This is a genomic window from Thioclava nitratireducens, from assembly GCF_001940525.2.
Taxonomy (GTDB): domain Bacteria; phylum Pseudomonadota; class Alphaproteobacteria; order Rhodobacterales; family Rhodobacteraceae; genus Thioclava; species Thioclava nitratireducens.
On sequence record NZ_CP019437.1, the window covers coordinates 2,400,716 to 2,416,641 of the forward strand.

Consider the following 15,926-nt stretch of genomic DNA (forward strand, 5'->3'; position numbering starts at 1 on the left):
AGGGGCTCTGCCCCTCGCCCGTTCCGGGCTCACCCCGGGATATTTCTTCCAAGCCGAAGACAAGACGCGCGCCCCGCAAGGAGCGCGCGTTTTTTGGTTACTCCTCGCCGCCGTCAAACTGGGCGACGCGGGCGCCGGCCTTGTTCGTGGTGACGACGCCGAGCGATTTGAGCTTGCGGTGCAGCGCCGAGCGCTCCATGCCGACGAAATTCGCGGTGCGCGAGATGTTGCCCCCGAAACGGTTGATCTGGGTGAGCAGATATTCGCGCTCGAACAGCTCGCGCGCCTCGCGCAGTGGAAGCGTTGCAAGCGCGCCGCCCAGAACGATGCGCCCTTCATCCGCCGGGCCTTCCTGGCCGGGCAATTCGCGCGCCTCGATCACGCCCGTGCCTTCCCCGAGGATCAGCACCCGCTCGATCACGTTGCGCAGCTGGCGGACGTTGCCGGGCCACTCCATCGTCTGCATCAGCGCCGCCGCCTCTTCCGAGATTTCTCGCAGCGGCAGGCCTTGGGTCTCGTTGAAGCCGCGCAGGAAATGGTCGGCCAGAAGCGGCACGTCCTCACGGCGCTCGGAGAGCGGCGGCACCTCGATCGGCACCACGTTGAGCCGGTCGTAGAGCTCCTGCCGGAAATGCCCCTCGCGGATCTGTGCCGTCAGATCGCGGGTCGTCGACGAGATAACCCGCAGGTCGACGCGGACCTTGTCGGCCCCGCCCACACGCAGAAATTGCTGCTCGGTCAAGACGCGCAGGATCTTCGACTGCGTGCCGAGCGGCATCTCCGCCACCTCGTCGAAATAGATCACGCCGCCATGGGCCTGCTCCAGCAAGCCCTTCTCGACGCCGCGCTCGGGCGTCTCGCGCCCGAAGAGGACCTCTTCCATCCGGTCGGGCTCGATCGAGGCGGAATTGACCGTGACGAAGGGCCCCGCCGCACGGGTCGAGAACTGGTGGATGTAGCGCGCGGCCATCTCCTTGCCCGAGCCCGGCTCGCCCGTCAGCATCACCCGGCCGTTGGACTTGGTCACCTTGTCGAGCTGATCCTTCAGCCGCCGGAACGCCGCCGAGTCGCCGATCATTTCGCCCGAGGACATGTCGCGGCGCTTGAGCGTCGAGTTCTCGCGCCGCAGCCGCGCCGTCTCCATCGCGCGGGAGATCACCACCATCAGCTGGTCGATGTTGAACGGCTTCTCGATGAAGTCGTAAGCGCCCTGCTTGATAGCCGCCACTGCGATCTCGATATTGCCGTGGCCCGAGATGATGATCACCGGCACGTCCGGATTGTCGCGCTTGACCGTCTTGAGGATGTCGATCCCGTCCATCTTGCTGTCCTTCAGCCAGATATCGAGGATCATCAGCGCCGGTTCCTGCGCGTTGATCTCGTCCATGCACTCGTTGGAATTCGCCGCGAGGCGTGTCTTGAAGCCTTCGTCGCGCAGGATGTCGGCGATCAGCTCGCGGATGTCTTTCTCGTCGTCGACGATCAGAATGTCGCTCATGTCACTTCCCCGGGGGCTTCGCCCCTCTCCTTGATGGCTCTGAGCGCTGCTCGGGCGCGTGGGAGCCTGATTTCGGCGAGCGCCCCGCGATGGGCGCCCTCTACGAAGGCGGGCGCGTCGCTCAGCGTCAACGTTCCACCATGTTCCTCGATGATCTTCTTGACGATGGGAAGACCCAGCCCGGTGCCTTTCTCGCGCGTCGTCACGTAAGGCTCGAACAGGCGTGAACGGTCCGGCGGCAGGCCGATCCCGTTATCCGCGATATGGATCGTCACGTGATCGGAGGCGACTTCCATATCGAGGCGCACCTCGGGCGCGTAGCCTTCCTCCACGTGCCCTTTTTCCGTATAGGATTCAATCGCTTCGCCCGCGTTCTTCACGAGGTTAGTCACCGCTTGCGAAATCATCGTCGCGTCCAGTTCGACGATCACCGGCTCGGTCGGGACATCCGTCACCAGTTTCGCGCCATGCAGGCTGTCTTGCTGCAAGGTCGCCGCATCGCGCACGAGCTGCGCAAGATCGTGATCGGCACGGTCGGGCTCGGGCATCCGGGCAAAGCGCGAGAACTCGTCCACGATGCGCCGCAAGTCATTGGTCTGGCGCACAATAACGCCGGTAAGCTGATTGAGCGTTTCTAGGTCTTCGCCCTCGGTCATCTTGCCGAACTTACGCTTGATCCGTTCGGCCGAGAGCTGGATCGGCGTGAGCGGGTTCTTGATCTCATGTGCGATGCGCCGCGCCACGTCGCCCCAGGCCGCCATCCGCTGCGCAGAGACCAGATCGGTCACATCCTCGAACGCGACCACATAGCCCTCGGGCGTGCCCAGATCGTTGCGTCGAACGGCCATGCGCACCAGCAGGCTCTCCAGCCGCCCGCCGCGCGAAATCCGGATTTCCTCCTGCGCAACTTCATTAAGACCGTCCTGCAACTTGTTGTAAATCGAGAGAAATTCTGGAACGGCGGTTGCAAGGTCGCGGGAATGATCGCTCACGCTATTGAGCGCCAGCAACTGCATAGCCGCCCGGTTCATGAAATCGATCCGCCCGTCGGCATCGAGTCCGATCACCCCCGAAGTCACCGAGGACAGCACGGAATCGAACAGGCGACGGCGTTCTTCCGTCTCGCGGTGATTCTCCATCAGGGCCATGCGCTGGCCCTTCAGTTGCCCGGTCATGCGGTTGAACGCCTCGCCAAGCGTCGCGATCTCGTCGTCGCCCTCGGCCTCGATCACCCGCGCGTCCAAATCACCCGCGCCGACCCGCTCCGCGGCGGCGGCGAGCCGCCCGATCGGCCGAGACAGGCGCTCCGCGAACCACAGCCCCATCCAGAGCGCGGCGAGGATCAGGATCAGCGCGAAGCCGAAATAGACCAGCCCGAATTCGAAGATGACGCGACCGCGAGCGCTCTCCAATTGCTGATAGAGCGTCACCGTCTCGCGCGTCTTGTCCAGCAGCGCGAGAATCTGCCCATCCACCTTGCGCGAGATATACAGATACCGATCCACGAAAGCGTCGAGCCGGATCAGCGCGCGCAGTTCCGAGTTCGGCCAATCCTCGATCAGCACCGTCTCGCCCTTCTGCGCCTCGACGATGTCACGCGGAGAAGGTTCTTCGTAATCAAAGAGATAAGAGCGATCGCCGCGCGCGATGATGCGCCCCGTACCGTCGATCACATAGGCCTCTTTCACGCCGCGCTGGATGCCCGCCTGCCCGGTAATGAGCAATTCGCGCAGCTCGCCATCCGACATGAAGGTCGACGCCTGCCGACGCAGGTCGAGGAAATTCGCGAGCGCCCGGCTGTCCTGCACCAGATCGCGCTTGTGCTCGGACTGATAGGCCTCGGCGGCCTGAAGCGAGGTGCCGACGACCGAGCGCACGCGGTCGGAAAACCACCCCTCGAGGCCGATATTCACGGTAAGGAACGCGAAGACTGCGACGAGGATCGTCGGCACCAGCGCAATGCCCGCGAAAACGCCCGTCAGGCGCAGGGTGAGCCGCGAGCCGGCGGAATGGGCGCGCCGGGCTGCGATGATCTGCACCAGCCGCATCAAAATCAGACCGGCGAGCAGCAGAAAATAGACGAAATCGGCGAGCAGGATCAGGCGCAGCGCGGTGCTGTCCGCCCCCTGTCCCAGGGGGCCGAGGACGATAAAGGTCGCAATCGCGAGTGCCGGGCCAAGCACCACCAGGCCGAAGGTGAACAGGTTGCGGACCCGCTTCTGGCGGCGAAAGCGCGCCAAACGGTCCCAGCCTGAGCGATATGCCGTGCTGCCCTGCACCAATGCCCCCTCATTCCGGGCTGAAGCTCGCGAATCCGTTAGACGGAAAAGCCACAGGCCCCTGTTGCGGGTTTACATCAGTTTGCGGCGCCGTGTCACCTGAATATCCAGATCAGTGATCTTTTTCCGCAACGTATTGCGGTTGATGCCGAGCAAATCGGCACATCTGGCTTGATTGCCGCCGGTTGCATCCAAGGCGATTTCGATCAGCGGCGCCTCCATTTCCTTCAAAATCCGGTCGTAGAGGCCCGGCGGTGGCAGCGTGCCGCCGTGAAGGTCGAAATAGCGCCGCAGGTGGCGTGCGATGGAGGAGGACAACTTCTCGCCCTCGCCGCCCTGACGTAGCGGCTCGATCGCGGGCTGGTTGCCCAGCACGAATTCCGCCTCGGCCCGGGTGATTTCCTCTTCGGGCGAGGTCACGGCAAGCCGGCGGATCGTGTTCTCCAGCTGGCGCACGTTGCCGGGCCAGGAATAGGCGCGCACGAGTTGCAGCGCCTCGGGCGTGAAACGGCGCAGCCCCAGCCCATCACGCTCGGCGCGGGCAAGGAAATGCTCGGCCAGAAGCGGGATATCCTCGACCCGCTCGCGCAGGCTCGGCACGTTCAGCGTCACGCCGCCCAGCCGGTAGAACAGGTCCTGACGGAACTTGCCCGCCTCCATCAGCCCCGCGAGGTCGATCTGCGTCGTCGCCATGATACGCGGTGCGGGATCGGGCAGCGCGTCGAGCATACGCACGATCCGCGCCTGCGTCTCGTCGTCGTAATCGCCGACCTCGTCGAAAACGAGCGAGCCACCTTTGGCCTTCGCCACCAGTGCCGCGGGGCCGTCCGCGCCCTGCAGATCGCCTGCCTGCGCCACCACGAAGGGAAGCGTGCGGCGGTCGGAAAAGTCGTGAATAGCCTTCGCGATGAGGGACTTGCCGGTGCCGCTCTCACCCGCGATCAGCACCGCGAGATCGGCATTCATCACCCGCGCAACGAGCCGGTAAAGCTCCTGCATCGCAGGCGTGCGCCCGACCAGCGGCAGATCGCCCGCATCGGCGCGTCCGTCGATCTCGCGCGGCGCGGTCGGACTGCGGCGTTTCTGCTCCAGCGCCTTTTGCGCGCGCTTCATCAGGTCGGGCAGATCGAACGGTTTGGGCAGATAGTCGTAAGCCTCGGCCTCGGCCGCCTGAATCGCGGTCATTATCGTGTTCTGCGCCGAGATCACGATGACCGGCAGGCCGGGACGCTCCTCGGATATCTTCGGCAACGCCTCCAGCCCGTTCCCGTCGGGCATCATGACGTCGGAAATCACCAGATCACCCTTGCCCTCTTCGACCCACCGCATCAGCGTCACGAGCGAGGCCGTGGCGTGAACCTTGCAGCCCGCACGGGTAAGCGCCTGGGTCAGAACGGTGCGGATTGTGCGATCGTCATCCGCGACAAGTACGGTGCCGTCCATGGATCAGGCCTCCTTCGGCGCAACGGGAAGTGAAATGCGAAACCGGGTCTTGCCCGGGACCGAGTCGAGCGTGACCCAGCCGTCGTGATCATTGATGATCTTCGAGACAAGGGCGAGACCGAGCCCGGTCCCGTTCTCGCGACCCGAGACGAAGGGCTCGAAGATCTCGTTGGAGATTTCCGGCGGAATACCGGGGCCGTCGTCGATGATCTCGATCTGCAGCGGCAAGGGCTGCCCCGATCCATCGGCGCGACGCAGACGCAGGCTGTGTTCGTAGAAGGTACGGATCTTGATATTCCCAGCTCCTTCAGAGGCTTCTGCGGCGTTTTTCAACAGGTTCAGGAAGACTTGAGTCAACTGATCCGCATCGCCCAGCGTCGGCGGCAGCGAGGGATCGTAATCTTCCGTAATCGCCATATGCGCGCCGAAACCCACACCTGCGGATTTGCGTGCGCGGTCGAGTACGTCATGGATATTGACCGGCTTCTTCTCGGGCGCACGGACGTTGCCGAACTGTTCGACCTGCTCGAGTAGCTTCACGATCCGGCGCGTCTCGTCGACGATCAGGTCCGTTAATTCAAGGTCTTCTCCGGACAAGTTCATGCTCAGAAGCTGTGCCGCCCCGGCGATCCCGGCGAGCGGGTTCTTGATCTCATGGGCCAACATCTCCGCCATACCGATGGCCGAGCGCGCCGCCGATTTCACGAGACTGGCGCGGCCCAGCCGGTCAGCCAGTTCGCGCGGCTCGATCAGCAGCAACACCCGGTCGGGGTCTTCGCCCACCGGCGCAGCCTGAAGGTTGCATTGCACCGGGGCTTTCTCGCCCGTCGTCAGCTCGACATCGTTAACGAAGAGAGAGGCGCGGTTCTTCCGAACCCGGTAGAAGATCTCCTCCAAAGGCGCCGAAATCGCGAGCCTTTCACCGATCGCCTTACCCCTCAGCGCCTTGGCAGACAGGTTAAGGAACAGCTCGGCGGCCGGGTTCACCTCGTCGACAAGATCATCGCCGTCGATCAGCAAAGCCGGGGTCGGCAGCGAAGTCCAGATTATGCCGGGGGCCGGAAGGTTCATGCGGCGCACCTTTCGCCGAAAGCGCGCTCGATTAGCGCCAAGGTCGCCTCCGGCGTTTCGCTGACCATCAACTCGGCGCGCAGCGGCGCGTTCGCCGCCTCGCAATACCAGCCCAGATGCTTGCGCGCGAGACGCAGCCCGAGATCACGGCCGTAGAAGCTCAAGATCGCCTCGTAATGTTCTGAAATATAATCGCAAAGGGCGTTTCCGTACGGAACCTGCGGCTTCGGCGATCCGAAGATTTCATGACCGATTTCAGCCAGGCGCCACGGTGCGCCCTGCGCCCCACGCCCGACCATCACGCCCGCCGCGCCCGATTGCGCAAGCGCTGCGCGAGCGGAATTCGCATCGACCACGTCGCCATTGGCGATCACCGGGATCGAGACCGCCTCGACCGTCTCGGCAATCGCCTCCCAGTCGGCGCTGCCTTTGTAGAACTGCATCCGGGTGCGCCCATGCACGACGATCATCTTCACGCCCGCAGCCTCTGCCCGGCGCGCGATCTCGGCCGCGTTATGCGTATCGTCACACCAGCCCAGCCGCATCTTCAGTGTCACCGGCAGATCGACCGCGCCCACCGTCGCCTCGATCAGACGCAGCGCGTGATCTGGATCGCGCATCAGCGCCGAGCCCGAGGCCCCGCCCGTCACCTTCTTGGCCGGGCAGCCCATATTGATGTCGATGATCCGCGCCCCCATGCCGGCGACCATTTTCGCGGCTTCGGCCATCGGCTCGGGCTCACGGCCCGCCAATTGCACCGAGGTCGGAAGCTCCAGCCCCATCTCGACCCGGGCCTTCGCGCGCACGGAGGGCTTCGCCGTCAGCATCTCACCCGAGGCCACCATCTCGGACACGACGAGACCCGCGCCGAAGCGCGCCACCATCCGCCGGAACGGAAGGTCGGTGATCCCCGCCATCGGCGCGAGGAAGACCGGAGGGGTCAATGTGATATCGTCGAGAACCAAATTCTGCGGCACGGAGACTGTCCTGTTACGCGTCTTCCTTCGAATTAGGCGTTTGACCAAAGAATCACAATTGCGTCCAGCCCTTTTTAGGTGGGAAAATCAGCATCCGCCTATTTTTTAATCACCGGGCCGTGGCCAGTTGTCACATCCCGCAGCGTCTCGCGTCCAGCGGCACCGATTGCGCAAAGTCGCGTCTTCGCCTAAGCCCTTGGGCGATCAGGGAGGCGCCATGAGCAACGCCATCATCATCGTCGCCGCCGGGCGCGGCACCCGCGCCGGCGGAGAAACCCCGAAGCAATGGCAGAGCCTCGCGGGGCAGCCGGTGCTGGCCCATACCGTCGCCGCTTTCGAAGGCATCGGACGCATCGTCGTGGTGCTGCATCCCGAGGACATGACGCGCGGCGTCGCGCTGTTTCAGGGCAAGGTCGCGCTGTGTGCGGGCGGTGCCAGCCGCGACGCCTCGGTGCGCAATGCGCTGGAGATGCTCGAGGGCTCGGGCGTCGATAAGGTGCTGATCCATGACGGCGCACGCCCGCTGGTGAGCCGCGCAGTGATCGACGCCGTGCTCGAGGCGCTGGACAGCACACAGGCGGCAGCCCCCGCCCTGCCCGTGTCGGATGCACTCTGGACCGGCGAGAACGGTCAGGTCACGGGCACGCAGGACCGCAACGGGCTCTACCGCGCGCAGACCCCGCAGGGCTTCGATTTCGACGCGATCCTCAGCGCGCACCGCGCCCATCCCGGCGGGTCCGCCGATGACGTGGAAGTGGCCCGCGCGGCGGGTCTATCGGTTGCGATCACGCGCGGCTCGGAGGACAATCTGAAGATCACCTACCCGGAGGATTTCGCCCGGGCCGAGAGACTGTTGGGAGACAAGATGGATATCCGTTTGGGTCATGGTTACGACGTGCACGCGTTCGAGCCGGGCGATCACGTGACGCTCTGCGGGGTCGCGGTGCCGCATGACAAGAAGCTCAAGGGCCATTCCGATGCCGATGTGGGCATGCACGCGCTGACCGATGCGATCTATGGCGCGCTGGCCGAGGGCGATATCGGGCGGCATTTCCCGCCATCGGACCCGCGGTGGAAGGGCGCGGCGTCCGAGATTTTCCTCGACCACGCGGTGAAACTGGCCGAAGCACGAGGCTTCCGTCTGGGCAATGCCGATGTCACGCTGATCTGCGAGCGTCCCAAGATCGGCCCGCATGCCACTGAAATGGCACAGGTTCTGGCGCGCATCATCGGGATCGAGCCGGGCCGGATCTCGGTCAAGGCCACCACCTCCGAACGTCTGGGCTTCACCGGGCGCGAGGAAGGCATCGCCGCCATCGCCACTGCCACGCTGATCAAGGAGTAACGCCATGCTGCGCGCCATCAACACGGTCGGATTTGTCGGCTTGCTGAAACCCGCGCCGGGCACCTGGGGCTCGCTGGTGGCGGTGCTGGTCGGTTGGGCGATCGAACATTGGCTGGGCTTTATCCCGCTGGTGATCGCCACGGTCGCGGTCACCGCACTCGGCTTCTGGTCGGTGCGCGCGCAACTGGGCGACAGCAGCGACGACCCCTCCGAGATCGTCATCGACGAGGTAGCGGGCCAATGGGTGGCACTCCTGTTCCCGGCCTTCGGCTTCTGGCAGCGCGGCCTCTCCACCGGCGTCGATCTGCATATGGTCTGGCCCGGCCCGGTCGCGGCCTTCCTGCTGTTCCGGCTGTTCGACATCTGGAAGCCGTGGCTCGTGGGCCGCGCCGATCGCCGCCATGACGCGACGGGCGTGATGCTGGACGATATCTGGGCGGGGGTCTTTGCCGGGATCGTGTCGATCATCCTCGCAGGGCTCTATCACATCGTCTTTCTGGGCATGATGGGATGAGCCGCGCCTCCGACGTTCTCGACGCCTGCGAGGCGCGCGGTCTTATGGTCGCCACCGCCGAGAGCTGCACCGGCGGCATGGTCGCCGCAGCCCTTACCGATATTCCGGGATCGTCGGCGGTGGTGGAGCGCGGCTTCGTCACCTACACCAATGACGCCAAACGCGAGATGCTGGGCGTCAGCGCGGAAAGCCTCGACGCCCATGGCGCGGTCTCCGAGGAGGTCGCGCGCGAGATGGCCGAGGGCGCGCTGCGCCACTCCCACGCCCAGCTCGCGGTCGCGATCACCGGGATCGCAGGCCCCGGCGGGTCGGAGTTCAAACCCGAGGGCCGCGTCTGCTTCGGCCTCGCCCGAAACGGCGCCGAAACGCAGGTCGAGACAGTCGAATTCGGCGCGCTCGGCCGCGACATCGTGCGCGAAGCGGCCCGCGATCATGCGCTGAGCCTGCTGCTGCAAGCCGCCAAAAGCTGACTCACTTCCGCCCATCAATCGCGCATACCGGGAAAAATCTGCCCAATTTGCGCGCAGTTTCCAAAGTGACGCGCATTTGAGCGGCCTGCGCGGAAATTGTCCCTTTATTGCGCGCGGCGCTTATGGCCCCTGCCCCTCCAGAGGGATTTCCGAGGAGGATGTGAGCAAATGGAAGCGGGGATGAACGCGGCCGATACCGCGTGGATCATGGTGGCGACGGCGCTGGTCTTGCTGATGACGCTGCCGGGGCTGGCGCTGTTCTACGGCGGGCTGGTGCGGGCGCGCAACGTGCTGTCGATCTTCATGCAGTGTTTCTCGATCGCCGCGCTGATGAGCGTGCTGTGGCTGCTGTTCGGCTATTCGATCGCCTTCGGGGACGCCAATGGCTACTGGGGCGGTCTGGGCAAATTTGCGCTGCTGGGCGTGACGCCCGACACGCTGTCGGGCTCGATCCCCGAGATCGTCTTCTTCGCTTTCCAGATGACCTTCGCGATCATCACGCCCGCCCTGATCGTCGGCGCCTTCGTGGAGCGCATCAACTATGCCTTCGTGATGGCCTTCACCGGGCTCTGGATGCTACTGATCTACGCCCCGGTCACGCATTGGATCTGGGGGGGCGGCATGATGTCGGATGGCGGCATCTGGGGCGCGGTCGGCACCCGGGATTTCGCGGGCGGCATTGTGGTGCATGAAACCGCGGGTCTTGCAGCCCTCGTGCTGGCGCTGATGATCGGGCCGCGCGCCAAGCGCACCACCCCGCCGCACAATCCCGGCATGGTCGCGATGGGCGCAGGGCTCCTGTGGGTCGGCTGGTTCGGCTTCAACGGCGGCTCGGAGCTGGCGGCCGATGGCGTTGCCGGCATGGCGATCACCGTCACTCATATCTCCGCCGCCGCCGCCTCGCTCAGCTGGGCGCTGTGGGAGCGCATCAAGTTCGGTCGCGCCTCGATGGTGGGCCTCGTGACCGGCACGATCGCGGGCCTCGCCTCGATCACCCCGGCCTCGGGCTTCGTGGGTCCGATCGAGGCGCTGGTGATCGGCTTCGCCGCCGGGATCATCTGTCAGGAATTCGTCGTACTGATCCGCGAGAGGCTTCATGTCGATGACAGTCTCGACGTCTTCGCGGTCCATGGCGTGGGCGGCATCTTCGGCACGATCATGATCGCGGTCTTCGGCCATGGCAGCTTTGTTGCCCAGCTTGGCGCGCTGGCGGTGGTGGGCGTCTTCACCGTCGCAGGCAGCTGGGCGCTGGCGATGCTGGTGCGGCTCGTCTTCCCGCTGCGCGTGAGCGAGGAGCACGAGACCAACGGGCTGGACCTTTCCACCCATGGCGAACGCGCCTACGACATGAATTCCTGATCGCGGGGCTTTGAAGGGAAACGCAAAAAGGCCGCCCCGAGAGGCGGCCTTTTTCGTGGCGCGGAACGAACGGCGCGGCGCTCAGCCCTTCGGCCCGTACAACTCCTCTGCGCGCTTCTCGAAGGCACGCACGATCCGCTGCATCGCCTCGTTGAAGACGACCCCGATCACGCCCTGCAGGATCGCGTTCTTGAACTCGAAATCGACGTGGAAATCCACCTCGCAGGAGCCCTCCTCGCGATCGGTCATCCGCCAGTGGCTGTGCATGTATTTGAACGGCCCGTCGATATATTCGGTCTCGATATGATGCTCCTCGGGATGAAGCACCACGCGCGAGCCGAACTTCTCGCGGAACACTTTGAACGAGATCACCAGATCGGCCAGCATCAGGATCGAGCCGTCCGGACGCTCCTCGCGCGAGCGCACGCGGGCGGCGGAATTCCACGGCAGGAATTTCGGATAGCTCTCCACATCGGCCACAAGATCGTAGATCTGCTGCGCGCTATAGGGCATGACCCTGTTCTCGTGATGCTTAGGCATGTCTCTCCCGTTTTCTTGCGCCTCTTGATGCGCTAAAGCTAAGCCCGAGTTCAAGCCCTACAACCCGTTTCGAGGCCCTACATCATGACGCAGCGCCCCTATGTGATCGACCAGATGATTTCGGCCAAGCAGATCGCGGCCCGAGTCGAGGAATTGGCGGCCGAGATCACCCGGACCTTCAAGGGCACCGACAAGCTGGTCGTGGTGGGGCTGCTGCGCGGCTCCTTCGTGTTCATCGCCGATCTGGTGCGCGAGATCGACCTGCCCGTCGAAGTCGACTTCCTCGAGGCTTCGAGCTACGGCGACGCGATGACCAGTTCGCGCGAGGTCCGCATCCTGAAAGATCTGCGCGCGGGCATCGAAGGCCGCGACGTGCTGGTGGTCGAGGATATCGTCGACACTGGCTTCACCCTGCACCACGTGATGGGAATGCTGCGGGCGCGCGAACCGGGGCGGATCGAATCCTGCGCGCTGCTCGACAAGCCGTCGCGGCGCGAGGTCGATGTGCGCGCCACCTGGACCGGGTTCGAGACCCCCGATGAATTCGTCGTGGGCTACGGGATCGACTTCGCGCAGCGCAACCGCAACCTGCCCTATATCGGCAAGGTGCGCTTCACCGGGGATGCTTCGTGAATTACACGTGGCTGCTGCGCATGGCGCGGTGGGCACGGCGCCCTCCGTCGATGACGCAGGTGAAGATCGTGGCGGTCGTGGCGCTCGCCGTGATCGCGATCGTTGTCATTGAAAAGCTTGGATATTGGCCGGACTGGGCGTCGGTGAACCCGCGCGCCTTGCGCGCTCCCAGACCCTGAGGCCGCGGTCCCTCTTCGGGCTTGTGAAATATCCCGGGGAGTGAGGCGGGAAAGGCGGCCTTCCAGTGGAAGAACGCCCCGCCGAACGCCCGACGCGCAAGCGACGGGCCGTGACGCGCGGGGGCAGAGCCCCCGCCACGCCAGTTTTATAGCGACGAAATGCGCAGCAGGCGCGCGATCTCGCCGACGATGCCGCGGCGGAACAGCAGCACGCAGGCGATGAAGGTCGCGCCGATCACCACCTGCACCCACGAGCCGATGCCCGACAGGAAGTGCTGCAGCGTGACCACGATGAACGCGCCCACGACCGGGCCGAAGATCGTGCCCATGCCGCCCAGAAGCGTCATCAGGATCACCTCGCCCGACATCTGCCAATGCGCGTCGGTCAGCGAGGCAAACTGGAACACCAGCGCCTTGGTCGAGCCCGCAAGCCCTGCCAGACCCGCAGACAGCACGAAGGCCAGCAGCTTGAACCGGTCGACGTTGTAGCCCAGCGACAGCGCGCGCGGCTCGTTCTCGCGGATCGCCTGCAGCACCTGCCCGAAGGGCGAATGCACGATGCGGTAGATCGCGAGGAAGCCGACCAAGAAGATCGCGGCCACGAAATAGTACATCGTGATCGGATCGCTGAGATTGAAGATCCCCAGCAGGTTGCCGCGCGGGATGCCTTGCAGACCGTCCTCGCCGCCGGTGAAGGGCATTTGCAGCGCGAAGAAATACACGATCTGCGCGAGCGCGAGCGTGATCATCGCGAAGTAGATGCCCTGCCGGCGGATGGCGAGCGAGCCCACGACCCAGCCCATCGCAGCCGCTGCGAGCGTGCCAGCGATGATGCCCAGGATCGGCGGGAAGCCCCAGACCTTCAGCACATGGCCCGCGACATAGGCCGCACCGCCGAAGAAGGCGGCATGGCCGAAGCTCAAGAGGCCGGTGAAGCCGATCAGCAGGTTGAAGGCGGCCGCGAACAGCGCGAAGCACAGCAGCTGCATCACGAAGACCGGGTAGAGGAAGAAGGGTGCGATCGCGAGGAAGCCCAGCAACACCACCCAGAACACAGCCTGCACCATGCGGCCGCGCTTGTGGGTCTGGGGGCTGACGTCTTCCTGTTCGAATTCGCCGATTTCGCTCGTCGTGCTTGTCGTATTGCTCATGTCTTCACCCTCACCCTTGACGTCCGAAGAGGCCCGACGGGCGCACCAGAAGCACGATCACCATCAGCAGGAAGATCACCGTGTTCGCGGCGGGCGCGTAGAAGACCTTGGTCACGCCCTCGATCAGCCCCAGAGAGAAGCCGGTGATCACCGCCCCCGCAATCGAGCCCATGCCGCCGATCACGACGACCGCGAAGATCACGATGATCAGGTTCGCGCCCATCAGCGGGCTGACCGAGTAGATCGGCGCGGCCAGCACGCCTGCGAGCCCCGCGAGGCCGGTGCCGAAGCCGAAAGTCAGCATCACCATCAGCGGCACGTTGATCCCGAAGGCTTTCACCAGTTCGGGGTTCTCGGTGCCCGCGCGCAGCCGTGCGCCGATCCGGGTCCGCTCGATCACGTACCAGGTCACGAAGCAGACCACGATCGAGAAGATGATCACGAAGAGGCGGTATTTCGGGAACATCATGAAGCCGAGATTGGTCACGCCCTTCATGCTCTCGGGCATCCCCGGATAGGGCGTGCCGGAGGCGTTGAAGTAATTGATGAACAGGCCCTGCAGCACCAGCGTGATCCCGAAGGTCAGCAGCAGCGAGTAGATCGGGTCGAGCTTGTAGAGCCTGCGCAGCAGGAAGCGTTCGATCAGCATCCCGAAGCAGGCCACCAGGAGCGGCGCGAGGATCAGCGCCGGCCAGAAGCCGATATGCAGGTCCGCCATGCCGATCCACTGACCGACATAGGAATACAGGATCAGCGCGAGGAACGCGCCCAGCATGTAGAGCGCGCCATGCGCGAAATTGACCACGTTCAAGAGGCCGAAGATCACCGCGAGCCCGAGGCTCAGCATCGCGTAGAACACGCCGTTGTTTAGGCCCAGCATCCCCTGGGCAAGAATAAGTCGGATCATCGGATCCATCGGGGTTGTCCTCCCTGTCGGGTCTCGGGCGCCTGAGCCCGGCCCGGTTTCTCGTTACACGCTCAGGTAATGGTTCAGCCGGTCCATCGAGGCTTCGACCTGATCGGCTTCGATCACGTCGATCACCTCGCCATGTTCGATGACATAATGGCGGTCGGCGAGCGGGGCTGCGAAGCGGAAGTTCTGCTCCACCAGAACGATCGTGTAGCCGCGCGATTTCAGATCGCGGATCACGCGACCCAGCGTTTTCACGATCACGGGCGCCAGCCCTTCGGTGATCTCATCGAGCAGCAGCAGCCGCGAGCCGGTGCGCAGGATACGCGCGATGGCCAGCATCTGCTGTTCGCCGCCCGAAAGCCGCGTGCCCATCCGCTTGCGGACATTGGCGAGGTTCGGGAACATCTCGAAGAGTTCCTCCACCGACATGCCGCCCTCGCCGACATTCGGCGGCAGCATCAGGTTTTCCTCGACATTGAGCGAGGCGAAGATGCCGCGCTCTTCGGGGCAATAGCCGATCCGTGCATCGGGCGAGATCTTGTGCGTGGGCTTCGTCAGAAACTCCTCGCCATTGATCTTGATCGAGCCTTCGCGGCGATCGACCATACCCATGATCGAACGCAGCGTGGTCGAACGGCCCGCGCCGTTGCGGCCCAGAAGGGTGATCAGCTGCCCCTCGCCTAGTTCGAGATTGATCCCGTGCAGGACGTGGCTCTCGCCATACCATGCGTGCAGATTCTCGATCTTGAGCATCGGTTTGGTCATGGTTGCGGTGCTCATGCGACCTCCTCCTGCTCGTCGGCGGAGACGCCCATGTAGGCCTCCATGACTTGCGGGTTCTTCGACACTTCGGAATAGGGCCCTTCGGCCAGCACTTCGCCGCGCGCCAGCACGGTGATCGTGTCGGCCAGTTCCGCCACGACGCCGAGGTTATGCTCCACCATGACGATGGTGCGCCCCTCGCGGACACGGCCGATCAGCTCGGTCACGGCGCCCACGTCCTCGGTGCCCATGCCCTGGGTCGGCTCGTCGAGCAGCATCAGCTCGGGCTCCAGCCCCAGCGTCGTCGCGATCTCGAGCGCGCGTTTGCGGCCGTAGGGCAGCTCCACCGCTTTGAGATGGGCGAAGTCCTTCAGCCCCACCTGATCGAGTGCAGCGACGGCTTTCGCGTCGAGGTCGTGCAGCACCGATTTGGAGCGCCAAAACTGATAGCTCACGCCCAGCGAGCGTTGCAGCGCGAGGCGCACGTTTTCCAGCGCCGTCAGGTGCGGAAAGACCGCGGAAATCTGGAACGACCGAACGATGCCCATATTGGCGATCTCGGCGGGTTTGCGATTGGTGATATCGCGGTCGTTGAAGAGGATCTTGCCCGACGTGGGCGTGATGAATTTCGTCAGCAGGTTGAACATCGTGGTCTTGCCCGCGCCGTTCGGGCCGATGATCGCGTGAATGGCGCCGCGCTTGATGCGCAGGTTCACGTCATTGACGGCCACGAAGCCGCCGAAACTCTTGGTCAGGTTCTTGGCCTCGAGAATGATATCGTCGCTCATGGTC

General features: G+C 64.4%; 16 protein-coding genes. 6 read left to right on the forward strand and 10 right to left on the reverse strand.

Annotated elements, in window-relative coordinates; translation table 11 throughout:
* Positions 1 to 97: 97 nt before the first annotated feature.
* The 5 genes from ntrX to dusB form a co-directional block, all read right to left on the reverse strand.
* Positions 98 to 1,498 (reverse strand): nitrogen assimilation response regulator NtrX, encoded by a 1,401-nt coding sequence (gene ntrX, locus BMG03_RS11400; protein WP_075774910.1) that lies wholly within the window; start codon positions 1,496 to 1,498, stop codon positions 98 to 100.
* The gene (locus BMG03_RS11405) at positions 1,495 to 3,777 is read right to left on the reverse strand and encodes a sensor histidine kinase NtrY-like (RefSeq protein ID WP_075775121.1); all 2,283 of its coding nucleotides are present in this window, start codon (positions 3,775 to 3,777) and stop codon (positions 1,495 to 1,497) included. Before BMG03_RS11405 ends, ntrX begins: the two co-directional genes overlap by 4 nt.
* Before the next feature lie 72 nt (positions 3,778 to 3,849).
* Entirely contained in the window at positions 3,850 to 5,220 is a 1,371-nt protein-coding gene (locus BMG03_RS11410; RefSeq protein WP_075774911.1) for a response regulator, read from the reverse strand.
* Positions 5,221 to 5,223: 3 nt separating this feature from the next.
* On the reverse strand, positions 5,224 to 6,291 hold the full coding sequence (locus BMG03_RS11415) for a two-component system sensor histidine kinase NtrB (RefSeq protein WP_075774912.1): 1,068 nt from the start codon (positions 6,289 to 6,291) through the stop codon (positions 5,224 to 5,226).
* Positions 6,288 to 7,268 carry a tRNA dihydrouridine synthase DusB gene (gene dusB / locus BMG03_RS11420; protein ID WP_279627814.1) on the reverse strand — a complete coding sequence of 327 codons (981 nt, stop codon included), beginning with the start codon at positions 7,266 to 7,268 and terminating at the stop codon, positions 6,288 to 6,290. Before dusB ends, BMG03_RS11415 begins: the two co-directional genes overlap by 4 nt.
* A 217-nt stretch (positions 7,269 to 7,485) precedes the next feature.
* On the opposite strand from dusB, the gene BMG03_RS11425 reads away from it, so the two are divergent.
* The 4 genes from BMG03_RS11425 (at position 7,486) to BMG03_RS11440 (ending at position 10,956) form a co-directional block, all read left to right on the forward strand.
* A complete protein-coding gene (locus tag BMG03_RS11425; RefSeq protein WP_075774913.1) occupies positions 7,486 to 8,613 on the forward strand; it encodes a bifunctional 2-C-methyl-D-erythritol 4-phosphate cytidylyltransferase/2-C-methyl-D-erythritol 2,4-cyclodiphosphate synthase in 1,128 nt (375 codons plus the stop codon).
* A gap of 4 nt (positions 8,614 to 8,617) precedes the next feature.
* Positions 8,618 to 9,127, forward strand: a complete 510-nt coding sequence (locus BMG03_RS11430) for a phosphatidylglycerophosphatase A family protein (protein WP_075774914.1) — start codon at positions 8,618 to 8,620, stop codon at positions 9,125 to 9,127.
* Complete coding sequence (locus BMG03_RS11435; protein ID WP_075774915.1) at positions 9,124 to 9,597, forward strand: CinA family protein; 474 nt, start codon at positions 9,124 to 9,126, stop codon at positions 9,595 to 9,597. The genes BMG03_RS11430 and BMG03_RS11435 overlap by 4 nt, the downstream gene beginning before the upstream one ends.
* Positions 9,598 to 9,777: 180 nt before the next feature.
* Complete coding sequence (locus tag BMG03_RS11440) at positions 9,778 to 10,956, forward strand: ammonium transporter (RefSeq protein ID WP_075775123.1); 1,179 nt, start codon at positions 9,778 to 9,780, stop codon at positions 10,954 to 10,956.
* A gap of 81 nt (positions 10,957 to 11,037) precedes the next feature.
* On the opposite strand, the gene BMG03_RS11445 is transcribed toward BMG03_RS11440, so the two are convergent.
* Positions 11,038 to 11,496, reverse strand: coding sequence for a type II toxin-antitoxin system RatA family toxin (locus BMG03_RS11445; protein ID WP_075774916.1), 459 nt, complete (start codon positions 11,494 to 11,496; stop codon positions 11,038 to 11,040).
* A gap of 84 nt (positions 11,497 to 11,580) precedes the next feature.
* Between BMG03_RS11445 and hpt the strand changes: the two genes are divergently transcribed.
* Positions 11,581 to 12,129 (forward strand): hypoxanthine phosphoribosyltransferase, encoded by a 549-nt coding sequence (gene hpt / locus BMG03_RS11450; protein ID WP_075774917.1) that lies wholly within the window; start codon positions 11,581 to 11,583, stop codon positions 12,127 to 12,129.
* Complete coding sequence (locus tag BMG03_RS11455) at positions 12,126 to 12,308, forward strand: hypothetical protein (RefSeq protein WP_075774918.1); 183 nt, start codon at positions 12,126 to 12,128, stop codon at positions 12,306 to 12,308. Before hpt ends, BMG03_RS11455 begins: the two co-directional genes overlap by 4 nt.
* A gap of 146 nt (positions 12,309 to 12,454) precedes the next feature.
* Here the strand turns inward: BMG03_RS11455 and BMG03_RS11460 are convergent, their stop codons facing one another.
* The 4 genes from BMG03_RS11460 to BMG03_RS11475 form a co-directional block, all read right to left on the reverse strand.
* On the reverse strand, positions 12,455 to 13,375 hold the full coding sequence (locus BMG03_RS11460; RefSeq protein ID WP_075775124.1) for a branched-chain amino acid ABC transporter permease: 921 nt from the start codon (positions 13,373 to 13,375) through the stop codon (positions 12,455 to 12,457).
* A 94-nt stretch (positions 13,376 to 13,469) separates the two neighbouring features.
* Positions 13,470 to 14,375: a branched-chain amino acid ABC transporter permease gene (locus BMG03_RS11465; protein ID WP_075774919.1), complete on the reverse strand. Its 906-nt coding sequence runs from the start codon at positions 14,373 to 14,375 to the stop codon at positions 13,470 to 13,472.
* 54 nt (positions 14,376 to 14,429) lie between these two features.
* Complete coding sequence (locus tag BMG03_RS11470; protein WP_206184180.1) at positions 14,430 to 15,137, reverse strand: ABC transporter ATP-binding protein; 708 nt, start codon at positions 15,135 to 15,137, stop codon at positions 14,430 to 14,432.
* Positions 15,138 to 15,148: 11 nt separating this feature from the next.
* Positions 15,149 to 15,922: an ABC transporter ATP-binding protein gene (locus BMG03_RS11475; RefSeq protein ID WP_075774921.1), complete on the reverse strand. Its 774-nt coding sequence runs from the start codon at positions 15,920 to 15,922 to the stop codon at positions 15,149 to 15,151.
* Positions 15,923 to 15,926: the final 4 nt, after the last annotated feature.